Genomic DNA, 16,681 nt, shown 5'->3' on the forward strand with positions numbered 1-16,681 from the left:
GGCAACCTCATTTGATCAGACAGGAGTCCTCCCATGGCGGCCTATCAGTACGTTTACCACATGTCCGGCGTCTCCAAGACCTATCCCGGCGGCAAGAAAACCTTTGAAAACATCCACCTGAACTTCCTTCCGGGCGTGAAAATCGGTGTGGTCGGCGTGAACGGCGCGGGTAAATCCACCCTGCTGAAAATCATGGCCGGTCTGGACAAGGACTTCAGCGGTGAAGCATGGGCAGCCGAAGGTGCAAAGGTTGGCTATCTGCCGCAGGAACCCAAGCTCGACCCGGAGCTTTCTGTCCGCGAAAACGTCATGCTGGGCGTGGCCGACAAAAAGGCGATCCTCGATCGCTACAACGAACTCGCCATGAACTACTCGGACGAGACCGCCGACGAGATGGCCAAGCTGCAAGACGACATCGACGCGCAGAACCTCTGGGATCTCGACAGCCAAATCGACGTGAGCATGGAAGCCCTGCGCTGCCCGCCCGACGATGCCGATGTCACATCCCTGTCAGGCGGTGAAGCCCGCCGCGTCGCGCTGTGCAAGCTTCTGCTCGAAGCGCCCGACATGCTGCTGCTCGATGAACCGACCAACCACCTGGACGCTGAAACCATCGCCTGGCTGCAACAGCACCTGATGGACTACAAAGGCACAATCCTGATCGTCACCCACGACCGCTACTTCCTCGATGACATCACCAGCTGGATCCTTGAGCTGGATCGTGGAAAGGGCGTCCCCTACGAAGGCAACTATTCCGACTGGCTGGAGCAAAAGGCTAAGCGGCTGGAGCAGGAAGCCCGCGAGGACAAATCCAAGCAGAAGACGCTGGAGCGCGAACTGGAATGGATGCGCCAGGGTGCCAAGGCCCGTCAGGCCAAATCCAAAGCCCGCATCAACGCCTATAACGAGATGGCCGAATCCTCCGAGCGCGAAAAGCTGTCCCGCGCCCAGATCGTCATTCCCAACGGCCCGCGCCTTGGCAACAAGGTGATCGAGGTCGAGGGTCTGAAAAAAGCAATGGGCGACAAGCTCTTGGTCGAAGGGCTCGAATTCTCCCTGCCCCCCGGTGGCATCGTCGGCGTGATCGGCCCCAACGGCGCGGGTAAATCAACGCTGTTCAAGATGCTGACAGGACAGGAAAAACCCGACGCAGGCTCCATCGAATACGGCGATACGGTTGATCTGAGCTACGTCGACCAATCGCGCGACGATCTGGCCGATGACGATACCGTCTGGCAGGCGATCACGGGCGGCGCGGAACTGATCAAACTGGGCGACGCCGAAGTCAACTCCCGCGCCTACTGCTCGTCCTTCAACTTCAAAGGCGGCGACCAGCAAAAGAAAGTCGGCCTGCTCTCAGGCGGCGAACGCAACCGCGTGCACATGGCGCGCTTGTTGAAAGAGGGCGGCAACGTGCTGCTGCTCGATGAACCGACCAACGATCTGGACGTGGAGACGCTGCGGGCCTTGGAAGACGCTCTGGTCGATTTCGCAGGCTGCGCCGTGGTGATCTCGCACGACCGCTTCTTCCTCGACCGGATTTGTACACATATCCTTGCGTTTGAGGGCGAGGCACATGTGGAGTGGTTCGAGGGGAACTTTGAAGACTATGAGGAAGACAAGAAGCGGCGGTTGGGGGCGGATGCGCTTGAGCCTAAGCGGTTAAAACATAAGAAGTTTGTACGTTGAAGGGCTAGCCCTTCAACGGGTGCGAGGCAGCGCTTGCTTGCAAGCGCGTTCGCACTCGGTTGTTATCGAGTGCGAACGATGATCGTCCCGGCAATAGGAGCATAAGAAATACCATTATGGAGCGAGATAAGCCGTTTTGCGATGGCCGTAAGTACAAAAGTTCGACAGCAACACGCAGCACACATTGAAAAGCAAATCATGTGCCCCCATTTCTAGGATATGAGGAGGAGGTGCTCACACCACCGAAAGGACCAGTGATTTTGTTGCTGGCACCCTGTAGTCTTCAAGCGCTTAGCGGCGCTATGTCGAAACCTTCGCGGGAACTAGGCTAAGGCAGACCTACTGCGGGACGCTTTAGGTATCTGTCGATCGGATGCTCCAAGTGATCATAGGAGTAACCAGACTGCTATAAAGGGCAGTATAATCCACTGAGCCAATGCAATGGCTCGACCGGTCGGGCGTCGCTCAGGACTTTTGTCATGCGATTTCTTACCAAATTGAAAGGGCGAGTGACTTATCGTGACGTAGTCGCGACTTTGGCACTCTTGCTGATGCTCATCGACATGCTTCTTTGACATCGGGCGGTCTTCGGGCCGCCCTTTCACTTCAAGCCACTAACAAGCAACCATCCGCCCACCGGCACCCACACCCCTTGCGCGAATCCCCCGCCCGTGCCATATCCGCCCTTGCAGACGTTATTCGACCTCGACCCACTGACTCCCTAATACGGCGCCACGGACGACACTAGACCGACCACGCCAAGCTATCGCACTCCGCGGATGGCAACTATTAGGAGACATGACATGGCCACAGGCACAGTCAAATGGTTCAACACAACAAAAGGCTTCGGCTTTATCGCACCAGACGGCGGCAGCAAGGACGTATTCGTTCACATTTCCGCTGTTGAGCGCGCAGGCCTCACCGGTCTGGCCGACAACCAGAAAGTGACGTTCGACATCGAAGCAGGCCGTGACGGCCGCGAGTCGGCAACGAACATCGCACTGGCATAAGCCTTCGACGGGCCGCTAAGGCGACCCAGTCACAAGAATTTGACCGACCCATCTGCAACGGTGGGTCGGTTTTTTGTTTCCACGGGGTTGATAATCAGCCTTCCCTTGGGACAATGAAACCTCTGCACACCCCAATCATGGAGCCGCCCCATGCGCCGCCGCACATTCCTTGCCAGCACTCTGGCCACCGCCGCCCTGCCACAGGTGCTGTCTGCCTCAACAGCCGCCTATGACCCGACACCGCAAGAGGTGCGCATCAAGTCCACCTACCAGCCCGGTCAGCTTCTGGTTTTGCCCAGCAGCCATTACCTCTATTTCGTGACCGCGCCCGGCACTGCCATGCGCTATGGCGTTGGTGTCGGCAAAGCCGGTCTGGAATTCACCGGCACCGCGACCATCGCCGTGAAGAAAGAATGGCCCACATGGCGCCCCACGGACGAGATGATCGAGCGCGAGCCGGAGAGCTACAAGCGTTTCATCGGCAATACCGAAGCCCAGCCCGGCGGCCCCGGTAACCCGCTCGGCGCGCGTGCGCTTTATCTCTTCCAGAACGGCAAGGACACATACTTCCGTATCCACGGCACAACCGCGCCCAGCACCATCGGTCGCTCGGTGTCGAACGGCTGTATCCGTATGATCAACGATCACGTTATTGATCTGTATAACCGCGTGCCGGTTGGAACAGTCGTCACGGTTCTGTAAGGCTTAACGCCAGAGACTACAAAAGCCGCCCCATTCGGGCGGCTTTTTCGTTTCCACGGTCAGGATTCCACTCGCTGAACAGCGACCCTAAATCCAGCTGTCATAAACGTTCGCCGCGATACCATTGGCTTGCATGAACGCGCCCAGATCAGCTTCGGACTGATAGTTCGCGTACCGGATATTCCCGTCCGCATGCATATAGGCATGCAGCACTGCTGTTGCGTCCTTCAGTCCGAAATAGACTTCCTGAAATCCGTCCGCGTCATAGTCGCCAGCCCCCAGAACCGATCCGAGGTTGCCCGTTGCGATGTCATTGGCAAACCGCGTCTGGCTGTCATTTGGCCCACCCGCGATGACCTGCCCCAATGCGACCAGCGGATCTTCGTAGGTGCCGACAACTCGGGTATCGCCACCGGTGCTGTTGGCGCTGAAATCAATGGTACCGTCTTCGGTGATGCCCAATGTCGCCCATCGGCCCAGTACTTCATTGATCATCACCACCTCAATGTCACCATCCCCCTGTATATCAGAGCGGCCGATCTCGACCCAATCCTCCACCGCACCCAGCGCATTGCCGCCAAAATCGACAAGGTTCGCGAGAGCCGCAGCACTAAAGGCCGAGGCAAGATCAAAAATGGTGCCGCTTGTTTCGCCGCCAGTTCCGCCTTCTGAACCACCCCCATTGTCGCTCCCCCCCGTATCTGAGCCAAAGGCTACGGAAAGGGAGTATTCCATGGGTACCAGGCCCGGCACCTCAATCTCGTCGGTCGCAAGCTCAGGTATATCGGGCATGTTGGGCAAGTTGCCAAACCCGCCGAGGGAAGTCGTGTTGTCATAGTCATACCCGACCGCAGCAATCGAAAACACGGCGTCGGCCCCCGGCGTAATGTCCAGAGTGATAGGCGAAGGGGTGCCCAATCCGACTAAAAAATTATCCTCGAGCAGCGCTTCGAAAAAGGGGTCGCTGCCGGTGGCATAGGTAATCTCCTCCGCAGTCTCGAAACCGGAGATCGGGATAAAGGCGATGAATTGCAGATACTCAGACAGGTTACTGAGGTCTGTTGTCATCGAGAACGAAAAGCTCAGAGACGCGACGCTGCCGCTCGTGGTGACGCGGAACACGTCAATCGGATCTTGCGTGAGGCTTGTGATGTCATATGTAGAAAGCGTGGCGGAGCCCGCACCTGTGATCGCACCAAGGTTCTGGGCGGTGTCCGGCGCATTATCACTGATGCTGAGCGTCATAATTTAGTTTTCCCCGACAAATTTGCATGTGTTCAATCTCTAAATATTCAGCGAAGCCGCTGTGTCAGGCAAGATTTATTTTGCGAGAATGGAATGGAAACGTGGGTCCGGCGTTTCAGGAATTGTCTTCGAACGATCTGACCGCTTCCAGCGTTTTTATCCCCGGTTCCGGGCTGGAGAAAGACCGCAACAAAAAAGGGCCGGCGCAGTGCACCGGCCCTTCGTCACTCTGTGGGTCGTTTAGTTCAGCGCCTTATCCGTGATCGCTGATGTCCAAGCCCCTTCTGGCTGCTTGGAAATCACCGGATCAGAACCACCGGCAAGCAATGTATCCACTGTCCGCTGATAATCCGCTTCGACCAGAGCACCGTCCGACCCTGCGGTCAGCTTTGCAATCTCGCCCATCATGCGGACCTGAGCGGCCTCGGTCTGGGCACCGGTTTCATCGTTGTCGAGTACGATGCCTGCGGCTTCTTCCGCGTTCTCTTCCGCGTACTTCCACCCCTTCATGGAGGCGCGCACAAAGCGGACCATTTTGTCTTCAAACGCCGGGTCCGACAGGTTTTCTTCCAGTACATAAATGCCGTCTTCAAGCGTGGCGACGCCCTGCTCTTCGTACTTGAAAGTCACCAACTCGTCGGGGTTCACACCCGCATCCAGAACCTGGCCGTATTCGTTATACGTCATGGTCGAGATGCAATCGGCCTCGCGCTGCAAAAGCGGATCGACGTTGAAACCCTGCTTGAGCACTGTCACGCCATCGTCGCCTCCGTCAGTTGAGATGCCTTCCTGAGACATCCAGGACAGGAAGGGGTACTCGTTGCCGAAGAACCAAACGCCGATTGTTTTGCCTTTGAAATCCTGTGGTCCGGTAATGCCCGTGTCTTTCCAGCAGGTCAGCATCAGCCCGGACGTCTTGAATGGCTGGGCAATGTTCACGACGGGCAGGCCCTTTTCGCGTGCCGCCAGTGCTGACGGCATCCAGTTCAGCATGGCATCGGCCCCGCCGCCTGCCAGCACCTGTGGTGGCGCGATGTCAGGACCACCGGCGAGGATGGTCACATCCAGACCTTCCTCCTCGTAGAACCCTTTATCCTTGGCCACGTAATAGCCCGCAAACTGTGCTTGCGTAACCCACTGTAACTGCAGCGTTACTTCGTTCGCTTCATCTGCAAAGGCAGGCACGCCGCCCGCTCCGGCAGCAAACGCCGCTGCCATCATCATTTTCTTCATCATCTTGTCGTCTCCCCTTATTGGTTGTCGTATCGCCCCGCTCAGCGAGGTCTTGGTTATCTCTGCATGTCTAGCGTTGCGACGGATGCCAGAACGTCACCCGCTTTTCGATCAGTACCATAGCGCCATAAAACGCACTGCCCGCGAGGGCCGCAATCACAATCTCGGCCCAGACCATGTCGAGCGCAAGCTGGCCAAAGCTGGTTGAGATACGAAAGCCCATACCAACAGTCGGAGAGCCGAAAAATTCAGCAACAATCGCGCCGATCAGCGCGAGTGTTGTCGCGATTTTTAGCCCGTTGAAGATGAATGGCATGGCTGCTGGCAACCGCAGCTTCATAAGCGTTGGCCAGTAGCCCGCCCCATAGGTCCGCATCAGGTCGCGCTGCATCGAGCCCGTATCGCGCAGCCCGGCGACCGTGTTCACAAGGATCGGGAAATATACCATGACCGCCACCACCGCAGCTTTGCTTTCCCAATCACTGCCGAACCATTTTACGAAGATAGGTGCAATGCCGACAATCGGGAGGGCCGCCATGAAACTGCCCACCGGCAGGATGCCCCGTGTCAGGAAATCCGACCGATCCGCGAGGATCGCCGTGCCAAGCGCCGCCAGCCCCCCGATCAGGTAGCCTGTCATCGCGCCTTTCACGATCGTCTGCTCGAAGTCGGCCCAGAGCCGGGGACCCTCCGAAGCCAATCGCCCCAGAATGGCGGAGGGGGCAGGCAGCAGAACCGGATTGACCTCGAAGCCGCGCACCAGCATTTCCCAAACCACCACAATGGTCAGTCCGAATATCGCAGGGATCAACACCTTGACGGCTGGCTTGTCTGATGCAGGACCATTGGCCAACCGCACGTTCACCCACCATCCCAACGCCCATAGGACTGCTGCTGCAACTGCCAACATCATGCCGCCTGCATCCCCATCCGTTTCAATGTCATCCGCTCAATCAAACTGAACAACCCCACCAACGCCGCCGCTGTCAGCGCCGCGGCAAACAAGGCCGCCCATGAGACAAGCGGCTGGCCATATTGGTCCCCAACCAGCATCCGCGCACCGAAGCCCGCCTTGGCCCCTGTCGGCAACTCGGCCACGATGGTCCCGATCAAAGAGGCCGCAATCCCGATCTTAAGCGAGGCGAAAAGATAGGGCATCGACGCAGGCAACCGCAGTGCCCAGAACCCCTGCGTGTTCGACGCATGATAGGTCCGCAACAGATCAAGCTGCATCGCATCCGGGCTGCGCAACCCCTTTACCATGCCCACGACGACAGGAAAGAATGACAGATAGGCCGCGATCAGCGATTTCGGAAACAACCCCTGCACGCCCATCGACCCGAGCACCACGATCACCATAGGGGCCAACGCCAGAATAGGTATGGTCTGGCTGACAATCGCCCAAGGCATCACGCTGCGGTCCATTACGCGTGAATAGACAATGCCAACTGCCAGCAAGATACCCAGCCCGGTCCCGATGAAAAAACCCAGCAGCGTGGGTGCCAATGTCACCCACCCATGGTAAATCAACGACCGTTTCGAGGTGATCTTCTTGTCGATGATCGTCGCATACATCTCGCCTGCAACCTGTTGCGGCGCGGGCAAAGTCGGCCGTACAAAGGAATAGGTCAGCGGCACCAGATGCAGGTTGCGCAGCGCAAGCCCTGTCCCGCTATACTCCTGCCGTGCGGCAGGTGCGTCCGGCGTCACCTTCAACCCATCCCGCTGCGCCTGGTCCGCCACCAGATGCATGTTCATCGGCACCACGGCGACCAGCCAAAACAGCAAAATTGCACCGATCACAGTCAGAACTGGCAGGATCGATTTCAAAACCACACCCCCGGCTTCACCCTTTTCCAAATACCCGACACGCCGCAGCCAGCGCTCACCACATCACTCATCCTGATGTCCCGCCCGCAACCCTTCGCGCACCCGGTGCGCTATCTCCAGAAACTCCGGCGTGTCGCGAATGTCCAAGGGCCGCTCCTTGGGCAGCGGGCTTTCAATTACATCTGTAATCCGCCCCGGACGGGGACTCATCACCACAATCTTGGTGCTCAGATACACCGCCTCCGGGATCGAATGAGTGACAAAAGCAATCGTCTTTTCCGTCCGCGCCCAAAGCTTGAGTAACTGCTCGTTCAGATGATCCCGCACAATCTCATCCAGCGCCCCGAAGGGTTCGTCCATGAGCAGAATATCCGCATCAAAACTCAGCGCCCGCGCGATGCTCGCCCGCTGCTGCATCCCGCCTGAAAGCTGCCAGGGAAACTTCCGCTCGAACCCGGCTAGATCCACCAACTCTAGGACCCGCTCCACACGCTTGGCCTGCTCCGCCTTGGGTATCCCCATGATCTCAAGCGGCAGCCGGATGTTCCCGCCAATCGTACGCCACGGATAGAGCCCGGCCGCCTGAAACACATAGCCATAAGCGCGGTTCTTTCGCGCTTCCTCCGGGCTGACACCGTTTACGGTGACCGTCCCTCCCGTGGGCTGCTCCAGGTCCGCCATTACGCGCAGGAACGTTGTTTTCCCACATCCCGAAGGGCCGATGAATGAAACAAAATCGCCTTGCTCTATCTCGAGGTTCACATCCCGAAGCGCATGGACCGGACCATCGTTGGTCTGAAAGGTAAGGTTCAAACCCTGCGCCGAAATCACACTGGCCGCGCGATGGGTGTCCTCAATTGCCTGAACCTTCTGTACTTGCATCAAATCCCCGCCGGAATGTTCAACGGATCACGCTTGATCATCTTCGGGCTCGTCAAGGCCTTCCACTTACTCAACGCCACATTCGCCGACGGAAACGCCGGACGCGGAATGAACTTGCCCCGCCCCGGTTGAGGTTGGCTGTTCTGACCCCATGCCCAGATCACATCGCCGCGCGACAGCGTATACCGCGCATTTGCCGTCACTTCGAACCCTTCGAAAACATTGTAATCGAGGATAGAATGATGGTTCGCGGGCGAAATGGTCTTGGTGATCTTCGGATCCCAGACAACGATATCCGCATCTGCCCCCTCTACAATCGCACCCTTGCGCGGATAGATATTCAGGATCTTCGCCACATTGGTCGAGGTCGCCGCAACAAATTCGTTCGGCGTCAGGCGGCCCGTCTCAACACCCTCGGTCCAAAGCACGGAAAGCCGCTCTTCCAACCCGTTCGAGCCGTTCGGAATGATCCGGAAATCATCGCGCCCCGCGCGCTTCTGCTCGGTATTAAATGCCGCATGGTCCGTCGCCACAACTTGCAAAGACCCCGCCTGCAACCCGGCCCACAGACTGTCCTGATGGTCCTTTGACCGGAACGGGGGTGACATCACGCGCCGTGCCGCGTGATCCCAATTCTTGTTGAAATACTCGCTCTCATCGAGCGTCAAAAACTGGATCAGCGGCTCACCATATACCCGCATCCCCTTCTGACGTGCCCGCCGGATCGCCTCATGCGTCTGCTCGCAAGATACATGCACGATATAGAGCGGCACGCCTGCCGTATCCGCAATCGTAATCGCCCGATTTGCCGCCTCGCCTTCAAGCTCCGGCGGACGGCTATAGGCATGCCCCTCCGGTCCGGTAATCCCCTGATCGAAATACTTCTGCTGTAACTCGGCGACCAGATCACCGTTTTCCGCATGCACCATCGGCAGCGCACCCAGTTCAGCACAGCGCTTGAACGACGCAAACATTTCGTCGTCCTCAATCATCAAGGCACCTTTGTAAGCCATGAAGTGCTTGAAGGAATTCACCCCCATTTCCACGGCGTCTTTCATCTCGTTGAATACGTTCTCGTCCCACCCCGTGATGGCCATGTGATAGCCAACATCCGAACAAATCTGCGGCGCGGACTTGCGATGCCATTCGTTGATCGCGTTCTTGATCGACCCATCTGCCCCCGGAAGACAAAAATCCACCACCATCGTCGTCCCGCCACAAGCCGCAGCCCAGGTGCCGGTCTCGAATGTCTCCGCCGCGGTGGTGCCCATAAACGGCATCTCAAGATGGGTATGCGGGTCAATCCCGCCAGGGATCACATAGGCCCCTTCCGCATCGATATACTCATCACCCTTCAGGTCTTCGCCGATCTGTACGATCTTCTCGCCCTCGATCAGCACATCCGCTTTCCAGGTCCGGTCCGCCGTACAAACCTGCCCGCCCTTGATCACCTTGCTCATCACATTGCTCCCATCTTCTTTCTCTTTTTGGCCTTATATCCCGCGGGGTCTGGGGCAGAGCCCCAGTCAACATCCGCAGCCGTCACACCGATCCGAAACATCCCAGCGCCGGCCCATGCACGCCAATATCCAACGGTCCGAAATCGCTCTCTACGCAAAGCGAAAAATATCCCGCCGTGGGCAAATAAACCACCCGGTAGGTCCTGTCTCCCCGCGAGACAGACCAGCACCGCTGGGTGATTCCGCCGGAAAAGTTTACCTCCACTTCCCGGGGCTTGCGCCGGATCGCCTCAAAATCTGCGGCCGTCCGCCGTGTCACGCGATCATCCGATCCAAGCGCCTCGCTGATCTCCGCATCCAGCAAAGCGTCAATGCGTTCACCAATAGAAAGCGCCGGCTTGATCATGCGCCACCCGGAAATTTCAAAAATTTCCGTGCCGCTTTCTTCACAAGAAAACGTCTCACCCGACAACCTCTGCTGTCTCTACCACCGCGTGCAACAGAACATCAGTCCCTGCCATCGCCCAGTCTTTGGAAATCTCTTCGGCCTCGTTATGCGACAAGCCATCAACACAGGGGCACATCACCATCGCCGTCGGTGCCACGCGATTAATCCAACATGCATCATGCCCGGCACCGGAGATCAGGTTCATGTGGCTATACCCTAACCGCTCTGCTGCCGCGCGGACAGCACCAACGCACCCTTCGTCAAAGGCGACAGGGTCAAATCCGCCAACCTTTTCAAATGCAACCTCAAGCCCCATGTCATCGGCAACCTTCTGACCTTCAACGCGCAACCGCGCTTCCATGTCTTCGATCACACTCAGGTCGGGCGAGCGGAAATCGACCGTAAAGACCACCTTGCCGGGGATCACGTTGCGCGAGTTCGGGTAGACGTCGATATGGCCCGCAGCGCCCACCGCATGCGGCGCATGGCTCCAGGCGATTTCATCCACCTTGTCCAAAATCCGCGCCATGCCCAGCCCTGCATTCTTGCGCATCGGCATCGGCGTTGATCCGGTATGACTGTCCTTGCCCATGACTGTGACCTGAGTCCAACTCAACCCCTGACCGTGCGTGACCACGCCAATGTCTTTACTCTCAGCTTCCAAGATTGGGCCTTGCTCAATGTGCAGCTCAAAAAACGCGTGCATCTTGCGTGCGCCCACTTCTTCCTCGCCCCGCCAGCCAATGCGCTTCAACTCATCGCCAAAGGTTTTGCCCTGCGCATCCTCAATGCCATAGGCCCAGTCCTGCGTATGGATGCCTGCAAAGACACCCGACGACAGCATTGCAGGCGCATAACGCGTGCCTTCCTCGTTCGTGAAATTTGTCACCACAATTGGATGCTTGGTCTTGATGCCCAGATCATTCAGCGTGCGGATAATCTCCAATCCGCCCAGCACTCCCAGCACGCCATCGTATTTGCCGCCCGTCGGCTGCGTATCAAGATGCGAGCCCACATAGACCGGCAATGCATCAGGGTCCGTACCCTCGCGGCGGGCGAACATATTGCCCATCTGATCCAGACCCATGCTGCACCCCGCAGCCTCGCACCAGCTTTGAAACAGGGCACGGCCCTCTGCATCTTCATCGGTCAGCGTTTGCCGGTTGTTGCCACCCGCCACACCGGGACCGATCTTGGCCATCTCCATCAAACTGTCCCACAGACGATCCGGGTTGATCTTCAGGTTCTCTCCGGGTGCGGACATCGGCTGGCTCCTTCTGGCGGGCTTCGGGCGTAAATTTTTACCATTTGGTAAAGCCACGATTGCGGTTAGGCTGGTCTCTGTCAAGAACTGCTTTTATCACAAGCGCAGAGGCCTGCACACCTGCCTGCAAATCAGGCAAACCATCGGAGAACCGCTTGTCAGACGCATCCGCCAAGAAACCCAGTCGCATTCAAAAACGTAACCGACGCCTGATCCTTGATGCAGCACTCGAAGTCTTTTCCCGCCAAGGCTTCCGCGGCGCGACGCTTGACGAAATCGCGGCAGAGGCGGGGCTCAGCAAACCTAACATTCTGTATTATTTCAGCGGCAAGGAAGACATTCATGTGACATTGCTCAGCAAACTCATGGAAACATGGCTTGATCCTCTGGTCGAGATGAACGCCGATGGCGATCCTGCCACGGAAATCCTTGCTTATGTGCAGCGCAAACTGGACATGGCCCGCGATCTGCCGCGTGAAAGCCGTTTGTTTGCAGGTGAAATCCTGCAAGGGGCACCGCGCATCGGGCCGGAACTTACCGGACATCTTAAACCGCTTTTTGACGAAAAATGTGCGTTGATTTCCGATTGGGTTGCCCAAAAAAGGTTGCCACAGCTTGATCCGCAACACCTGATCTTTTCGATCTGGGCTACCACCCAGCATTATGCGGATTTTGAAACGCAGGTCGATGTGCTGCTGGGCGATACGCAAAGCACCCACGCCCAGGCCTCTGATCATTTGCAGGCGATGTTCGGTGCCTTGCTCAAACAGAAATGACGCACAGCCGTTAACTGTCTTCTAAAATGCGGCTTCGGCGTTAACCTCTGGTTCACGCCCTTTCAATATCCCAAGAGAGGGTGGCGGGCTCCAACACATGAATGGAGCAGAGATGAGTACGATATTACTGACTAATCCCTTCGCGCCGCTACAGCCGCCCTCAAACTCCGGTGGGCAAGCCCCGGCGGGGGCAGAGACATCACCACCTTCGGGCACGGCACCGACAGCGGTTCAACCTTTCACCCAAAGCGGCACAGATAACCAAAGCGGTTCGCCGACATCCTATTCCGGCACGGGTGCCGGGGCGGGCGGCGCTGCCGCTCAGCAAAAGCCTGCTGGGAAGTCCGGGCTGGTTACGCCAACCGATGCAGATCCATCATCAGTTGTTTCGGCGCAGGTGGCCGAACAGGCGGAGGCGGAGCAGGATGTCTTCAGCCAAACAGCCATTAGCCGGATGGAAGCGCGACGCGATGCGGCGTCTGTCAAGGATGGCACTTCCGAAGATGCAGAGCCAGAGCCTCCACTGGAGCTTCCCAAATCGGAAACAGCACGGGAATTGCCTGATCCGCTGCCAACATCGCCTTTCCTGAAACGGAATGAAACGGCCGCCTGACCTTACTCTGCCGCCCGCGCAGATGGGTTGTTTGGATGCGTTGTCCAGTTGGCATACTCTGGCTGGACAACCCGCCCCGTCCGCGGATCGGTCGCGCCGGGAGCCATCGCTTCCATCGAGATGCAATTTTCGACGGGGCAGACATTCACACACAGGTTACAGGCGACACATTCCTCGTCGATCACGCTAAAGGTACGGTCGTCGGACATGGCAATCGCCTGATGGCTGGTGTCTTCGCATGCCGCAAAACAGCGCCCGCATGAGATGCATAGATCCTGATCAATCACCGCCTTAGCGACATAATTCAGGTTCAGGTACTGCCAATCTGTGACATTCGGCACAGCGGCACCGCAGAAATCCTGAATGCTTGTGTGACCTTTCTCGTCCATCCATTCTGACAACCCGCTGATCATCTCCTGCACGATCTTAAAGCCATAGGTCATCGCCGCCGTGCAGACCTGCACGTTGCCGCACCCAAGTGTGATGAATTCCGCTGCATCCCGCCATGTCGTTACGCCACCGATGCCCGAGATTGGCATCCCCCGTGTTTCAGCATCGCGCGCGATCTCTGATACCATCGACATCGCGATGGGTTTGACCGCCGGGCCGCAATAGCCGCCATGCGATCCTTTGCCATCAATCGACGGTTCGGGTGACATGGAATCAAGGTCGACCGAGGTGATTGAATTGATCGTGTTGATCAGGCTTACCGCGTCAGCACCACCGCGCTTGGCTGCTGCTGCAGGCTTGCGAATGTCCGTGATATTCGGTGTCAGTTTCACAATGACGGGCTTGGAATAATACTGCTTGCACCAGCGCGTGACCATTTCGATATATTCGGGCACTTGCCCCACAGCAGCCCCCATACCCCGTTCGGACATGCCATGCGGACAGCCGAAGTTCAGCTCAATGCCATCCGCGCCTGTGTCCTCGACCAGCGGCAGGATGGCCTTCCAAGCCTCTTCCTCGCAGGGCACCATGATAGACACGATGATCGCCCGGTCAGGATAATCTGCCTTGACCCGTTTGATCTCTTCCAGATTGGTGTGCAGATCCCGGTCCGTGATCAGCTCGATGTTGTTCAAGCCCAACAGCCTGCGATCCGCGCCATAAATTGCGCCGTACCGTGGCCCGTTCACGTTCACCACCGGCGGCCCTTCAGAGCCGAGCGTTTTCCAGACCACGCCGCCCCAGCCTGCCTCGAAAGCACGGCGAACGTTGTATTCTTTGTCCGTTGGCGGCGCAGAGGCCAGCCAGAACGGGTTTGGGGATGTGATCCCGATGAAGTTGGTTGTCAGATCAGCCATTTCAGGGGCTCCTACGCGTCCACAAGGGTTTCAAACCCGCCAAAAATCATGCGTTTGCCGTCAAACGGCATTTCCATATCGGCCATGCGCGGATCTTGCATGGCCTTGTCCATATTGGCATGGGCGGTTTCCTTGTCCGGCCATTCCTGCCAGCCGGTGACAATCGTCTCGCCCTCTTTGGCCGCGACTGCCATGGGATAGGAGGTAACCTCGCCCGGCAGAATGAAATCGCCCCAACATTCCACCACCCGAAGCGCTCCGTGCTCTTTGAACACCTGTGCTGCTAATAGGCTATGTGTCTGATAGGCCTCTTTTTTGTTGGTTGGTACTGCGGCCACAAAGCTCATTACATACATCAAATCGCTCCTTTATAGCGGCGGTTCATCCCGCAGCGCCCGTCAACATCGCATGAATATCTATCGCCGCATCGCGCCCTTCGGCCACCGCTGTCACGGTCAGGTCGTCGCCGCCGCTGGCGCAATCGCCCCCGGCCCAGATGCCTTGGACACTGGTGCGCCCGGCGCTGTCCACTTTGATCTTGTTCACCGCCAGCTCCGGCAAATCACCGTCAACCAACCGCTGTCCAATCGCGCGGAACACCTGATCTGCGGGCAACCGCAAAATCTGGCCAGTGCCTTTCATCGCATCGTCGACATATTCAAATTCCATCTCGCGCACAGCACCATTGCCATGCACCGCCACGGGGACCGCGTGGGTGACGATCCGCACCCCTTTGCTTGCTGCGAGATCCTGTTCAAACACACTTGCATTCATCCGGTCGCGTCCGCGCCGGTAGACCAGCGTCACATTGAGCGCACCCAGCAGTTTCGCTTGCACCGCCGCATCGACTGCCGTCATACCGCCGCCGATCACAACCACGTCGCGCCCGATGGGCACTGCAGCGACGTCCGAGGCCTGACGCAGATCAGCGATGAAATCGACAGCATCCGTCACGCCGCTTTTGTCTTCGCCTTCGGTTCCCAGTGCGTTCACCGCACCTAGCCCCATGCCAAGAAAGACCGCATCATAATCCGTCTGCAGCTGCGCCAAAGTCATATCTCTGCCCAGCGCGGCGTTGTACTGCATCTTGATCCCGCCGATCTGCAGCAACCATTCCACTTCGGCCTGCGCAAAACCGCCCGTGGTTTTGTAGGTCGCGATGCCGAATTCGTTGAGCCCGCCGGGTTTGTCCGCAGCTTCCAATACCACCACATCATTGCCGAGCATCGCCAGCCGGTGCGCACAAGCCAGACCCGCTGGCCCCGCGCCGACGACGGCAACAGTTTTGCCAGTGGCCGCCGCACGGGAGAACGGATGCACACCCTGTTCTTGCAAATGATCCGTTGCATAGCGCTGAAGCTGGCCGATCAGCACGGGTTTGCCCTCGGCCACTTCGCGCACACAGACCTCTTCGCACAGCGTTTCTGTCGGACAGACCCGCGCGCACATGCCGCCCATGATGTTCTGGCTCAGGATCGTTTTGGCCGCCGCATCGGGCGTGCCTGTCGCGATCTGACGAATAAACAGCGGGATGTCGATATCCGTGGGACAGGCGGTGATGCAGGGGGCGTCGTGGCAAAAGTAGCAACGATCAGCGGCGACCAAAGCCTCATGCGGTTCAAGCCGGGGATGCAAATCTGCAAACTGCGTATCATAGCTTTCCGGGTCTAACCGGCCCGCCGAAATGCCCGGCTGAAAAACGTCTGATCCCATGTCGCTGGCCCTTTGCTGACTTGCTATAGTGAAACGCTCTCACGGTTTCATTTTTTTATCAACTGGTAAAATTATTTCAAATTCGTGAAATTTTGGGCGCTTTTGCTTCGGTATTGGGCGGCACGGCGCAGAATCAGTTGATTTTCAGATTGAATAGCCGGCTGAATAAAATTGCCTTGCAATTCATCTTGAGCCGACCTGCCCCTCAGGTGCGCCTTCGGCCAGGATCGCGGCAGGTAGGGGTGACGCAAGACGCGGCCACCTGATCAAGGGAGAGTGATCATGGCGACTGGAACAGTAAAATGGTTCAACACCACCAAAGGCTACGGCTTTATCGCGCCGGATGGCGGCGGTAATGACATATTCGTGCATATCTCGGCGGTGGAGCGTGCTGGTTTGACGGGTTTGGCGGATAACCAGAAAATCAGTTACGATCTGGAAGCCGGGCGTGATGGGCGCCAAAGCGCGGGGAATATCGCACTGGCCTAGGGCCATGTGGCGCAGGCATG

The 16,681-nt window shown here is 57.7% G+C and carries 17 protein-coding genes; 6 read left to right on the top strand and 11 right to left on the bottom strand.

Features of this window, described 5'->3' with window-relative positions; translation table 11 throughout:
* Nucleotides 1-33 precede the first annotated feature (33 nt).
* From ettA to Z945_RS0101690, 3 genes are all read left to right on the top strand, one after another.
* The gene (ettA, locus tag Z945_RS0101675) at nt 34-1,689 is read left to right on the top strand and encodes an energy-dependent translational throttle protein EttA (RefSeq protein WP_025050388.1); all 1,656 of its coding nucleotides are present in this window, start codon (nt 34-36) and stop codon (nt 1,687-1,689) included.
* Nucleotides 1,690-2,492: 803 nt separating this feature from the next.
* Nucleotides 2,493-2,699, top strand: a complete 207-nt coding sequence (locus Z945_RS0101685) for a cold-shock protein (protein ID WP_007117950.1) — start codon at nt 2,493-2,495, stop codon at nt 2,697-2,699.
* Nucleotides 2,700-2,849: 150 nt separating this feature from the next.
* Nucleotides 2,850-3,401 carry a L,D-transpeptidase gene (locus tag Z945_RS0101690; RefSeq protein WP_025050389.1) on the top strand — a complete coding sequence of 184 codons (552 nt, stop codon included), beginning with the start codon at nt 2,850-2,852 and terminating at the stop codon, nt 3,399-3,401.
* An 87-nt stretch (nt 3,402-3,488) separates the two neighbouring features.
* Here Z945_RS0101690 and Z945_RS0101695 read toward each other — a convergent pair whose 3' ends face one another.
* From Z945_RS0101695 to Z945_RS0101730, 8 genes are all read right to left on the bottom strand, one after another.
* Entirely contained in the window at nt 3,489-4,646 is a 1,158-nt protein-coding gene (locus Z945_RS0101695; protein WP_025050390.1) for a hypothetical protein, read from the bottom strand.
* 240 nt (nt 4,647-4,886) lie between these two features.
* A complete protein-coding gene (locus Z945_RS0101700; protein ID WP_025050391.1) occupies nt 4,887-5,879 on the bottom strand; it encodes an ABC transporter substrate-binding protein in 993 nt (330 codons plus the stop codon).
* Nucleotides 5,880-5,949: 70 nt separating this feature from the next.
* Entirely contained in the window at nt 5,950-6,792 is an 843-nt protein-coding gene (locus Z945_RS0101705; protein WP_025050392.1) for an ABC transporter permease, read from the bottom strand.
* Nucleotides 6,789-7,709 (bottom strand): ABC transporter permease, encoded by a 921-nt coding sequence (locus Z945_RS0101710; RefSeq protein ID WP_025050393.1) that lies wholly within the window; start codon nt 7,707-7,709, stop codon nt 6,789-6,791. Before Z945_RS0101710 ends, Z945_RS0101705 begins: the two co-directional genes overlap by 4 nt.
* Before the next feature lie 63 nt (nt 7,710-7,772).
* Nucleotides 7,773-8,591: an ABC transporter ATP-binding protein gene (locus Z945_RS0101715; protein WP_025050394.1), complete on the bottom strand. Its 819-nt coding sequence runs from the start codon at nt 8,589-8,591 to the stop codon at nt 7,773-7,775.
* Nucleotides 8,591-10,051 (bottom strand): dihydropyrimidinase, encoded by a 1,461-nt coding sequence (hydA, locus tag Z945_RS0101720; protein ID WP_025050395.1) that lies wholly within the window; start codon nt 10,049-10,051, stop codon nt 8,591-8,593. Before hydA ends, Z945_RS0101715 begins: the two co-directional genes overlap by 1 nt.
* 82 nt (nt 10,052-10,133) lie before the next feature.
* Nucleotides 10,134-10,457, bottom strand: coding sequence for a hypothetical protein (locus Z945_RS0101725; protein ID WP_152541025.1), 324 nt, complete (start codon nt 10,455-10,457; stop codon nt 10,134-10,136).
* Nucleotides 10,458-10,512: 55 nt separating this feature from the next.
* Nucleotides 10,513-11,763, bottom strand: a complete 1,251-nt coding sequence (locus Z945_RS0101730; protein ID WP_025050397.1) for a Zn-dependent hydrolase — start codon at nt 11,761-11,763, stop codon at nt 10,513-10,515.
* 155 nt (nt 11,764-11,918) lie between these two features.
* Here Z945_RS0101730 and Z945_RS0101735 point away from each other — a divergent pair, with 155 nt between their 5' ends.
* Complete coding sequence (locus tag Z945_RS0101735) at nt 11,919-12,539, top strand: TetR family transcriptional regulator C-terminal domain-containing protein (RefSeq protein WP_025050398.1); 621 nt, start codon at nt 11,919-11,921, stop codon at nt 12,537-12,539.
* A 112-nt stretch (nt 12,540-12,651) separates the two neighbouring features.
* Nucleotides 12,652-13,152, top strand: a complete 501-nt coding sequence (locus Z945_RS0101740; protein ID WP_025050399.1) for a hypothetical protein — start codon at nt 12,652-12,654, stop codon at nt 13,150-13,152.
* Nucleotides 13,153-13,154: 2 nt separating this feature from the next.
* Here Z945_RS0101740 and preA read toward each other — a convergent pair whose 3' ends face one another.
* The 3 genes from preA to Z945_RS0101755 are packed head-to-tail and all read right to left on the bottom strand — an operon-like array spanning nt 13,155 to nt 16,172.
* On the bottom strand, nt 13,155-14,459 hold the full coding sequence (gene preA / locus Z945_RS0101745; RefSeq protein WP_025050400.1) for an NAD-dependent dihydropyrimidine dehydrogenase subunit PreA: 1,305 nt from the start codon (nt 14,457-14,459) through the stop codon (nt 13,155-13,157).
* Between the two features lie 11 nt (nt 14,460-14,470).
* On the bottom strand, nt 14,471-14,815 hold the full coding sequence (locus Z945_RS0101750) for a DUF1428 domain-containing protein (RefSeq protein ID WP_241434449.1): 345 nt from the start codon (nt 14,813-14,815) through the stop codon (nt 14,471-14,473).
* Nucleotides 14,816-14,840: 25 nt separating this feature from the next.
* The gene (locus tag Z945_RS0101755; protein ID WP_025050402.1) at nt 14,841-16,172 is read right to left on the bottom strand and encodes an NAD(P)-dependent oxidoreductase; all 1,332 of its coding nucleotides are present in this window, start codon (nt 16,170-16,172) and stop codon (nt 14,841-14,843) included.
* A gap of 282 nt (nt 16,173-16,454) precedes the next feature.
* On the opposite strand from Z945_RS0101755, the gene Z945_RS0101760 reads away from it, so the two are divergent.
* Complete coding sequence (locus Z945_RS0101760) at nt 16,455-16,661, top strand: cold-shock protein (RefSeq protein ID WP_025050403.1); 207 nt, start codon at nt 16,455-16,457, stop codon at nt 16,659-16,661.
* Nucleotides 16,662-16,681 lie beyond the last annotated feature (20 nt).

Origin of the sequence: Sulfitobacter noctilucae (genome assembly GCF_000622365.1) — a bacterium.
Lineage (GTDB): Bacteria > Pseudomonadota > Alphaproteobacteria > Rhodobacterales > Rhodobacteraceae > Sulfitobacter > Sulfitobacter noctilucae.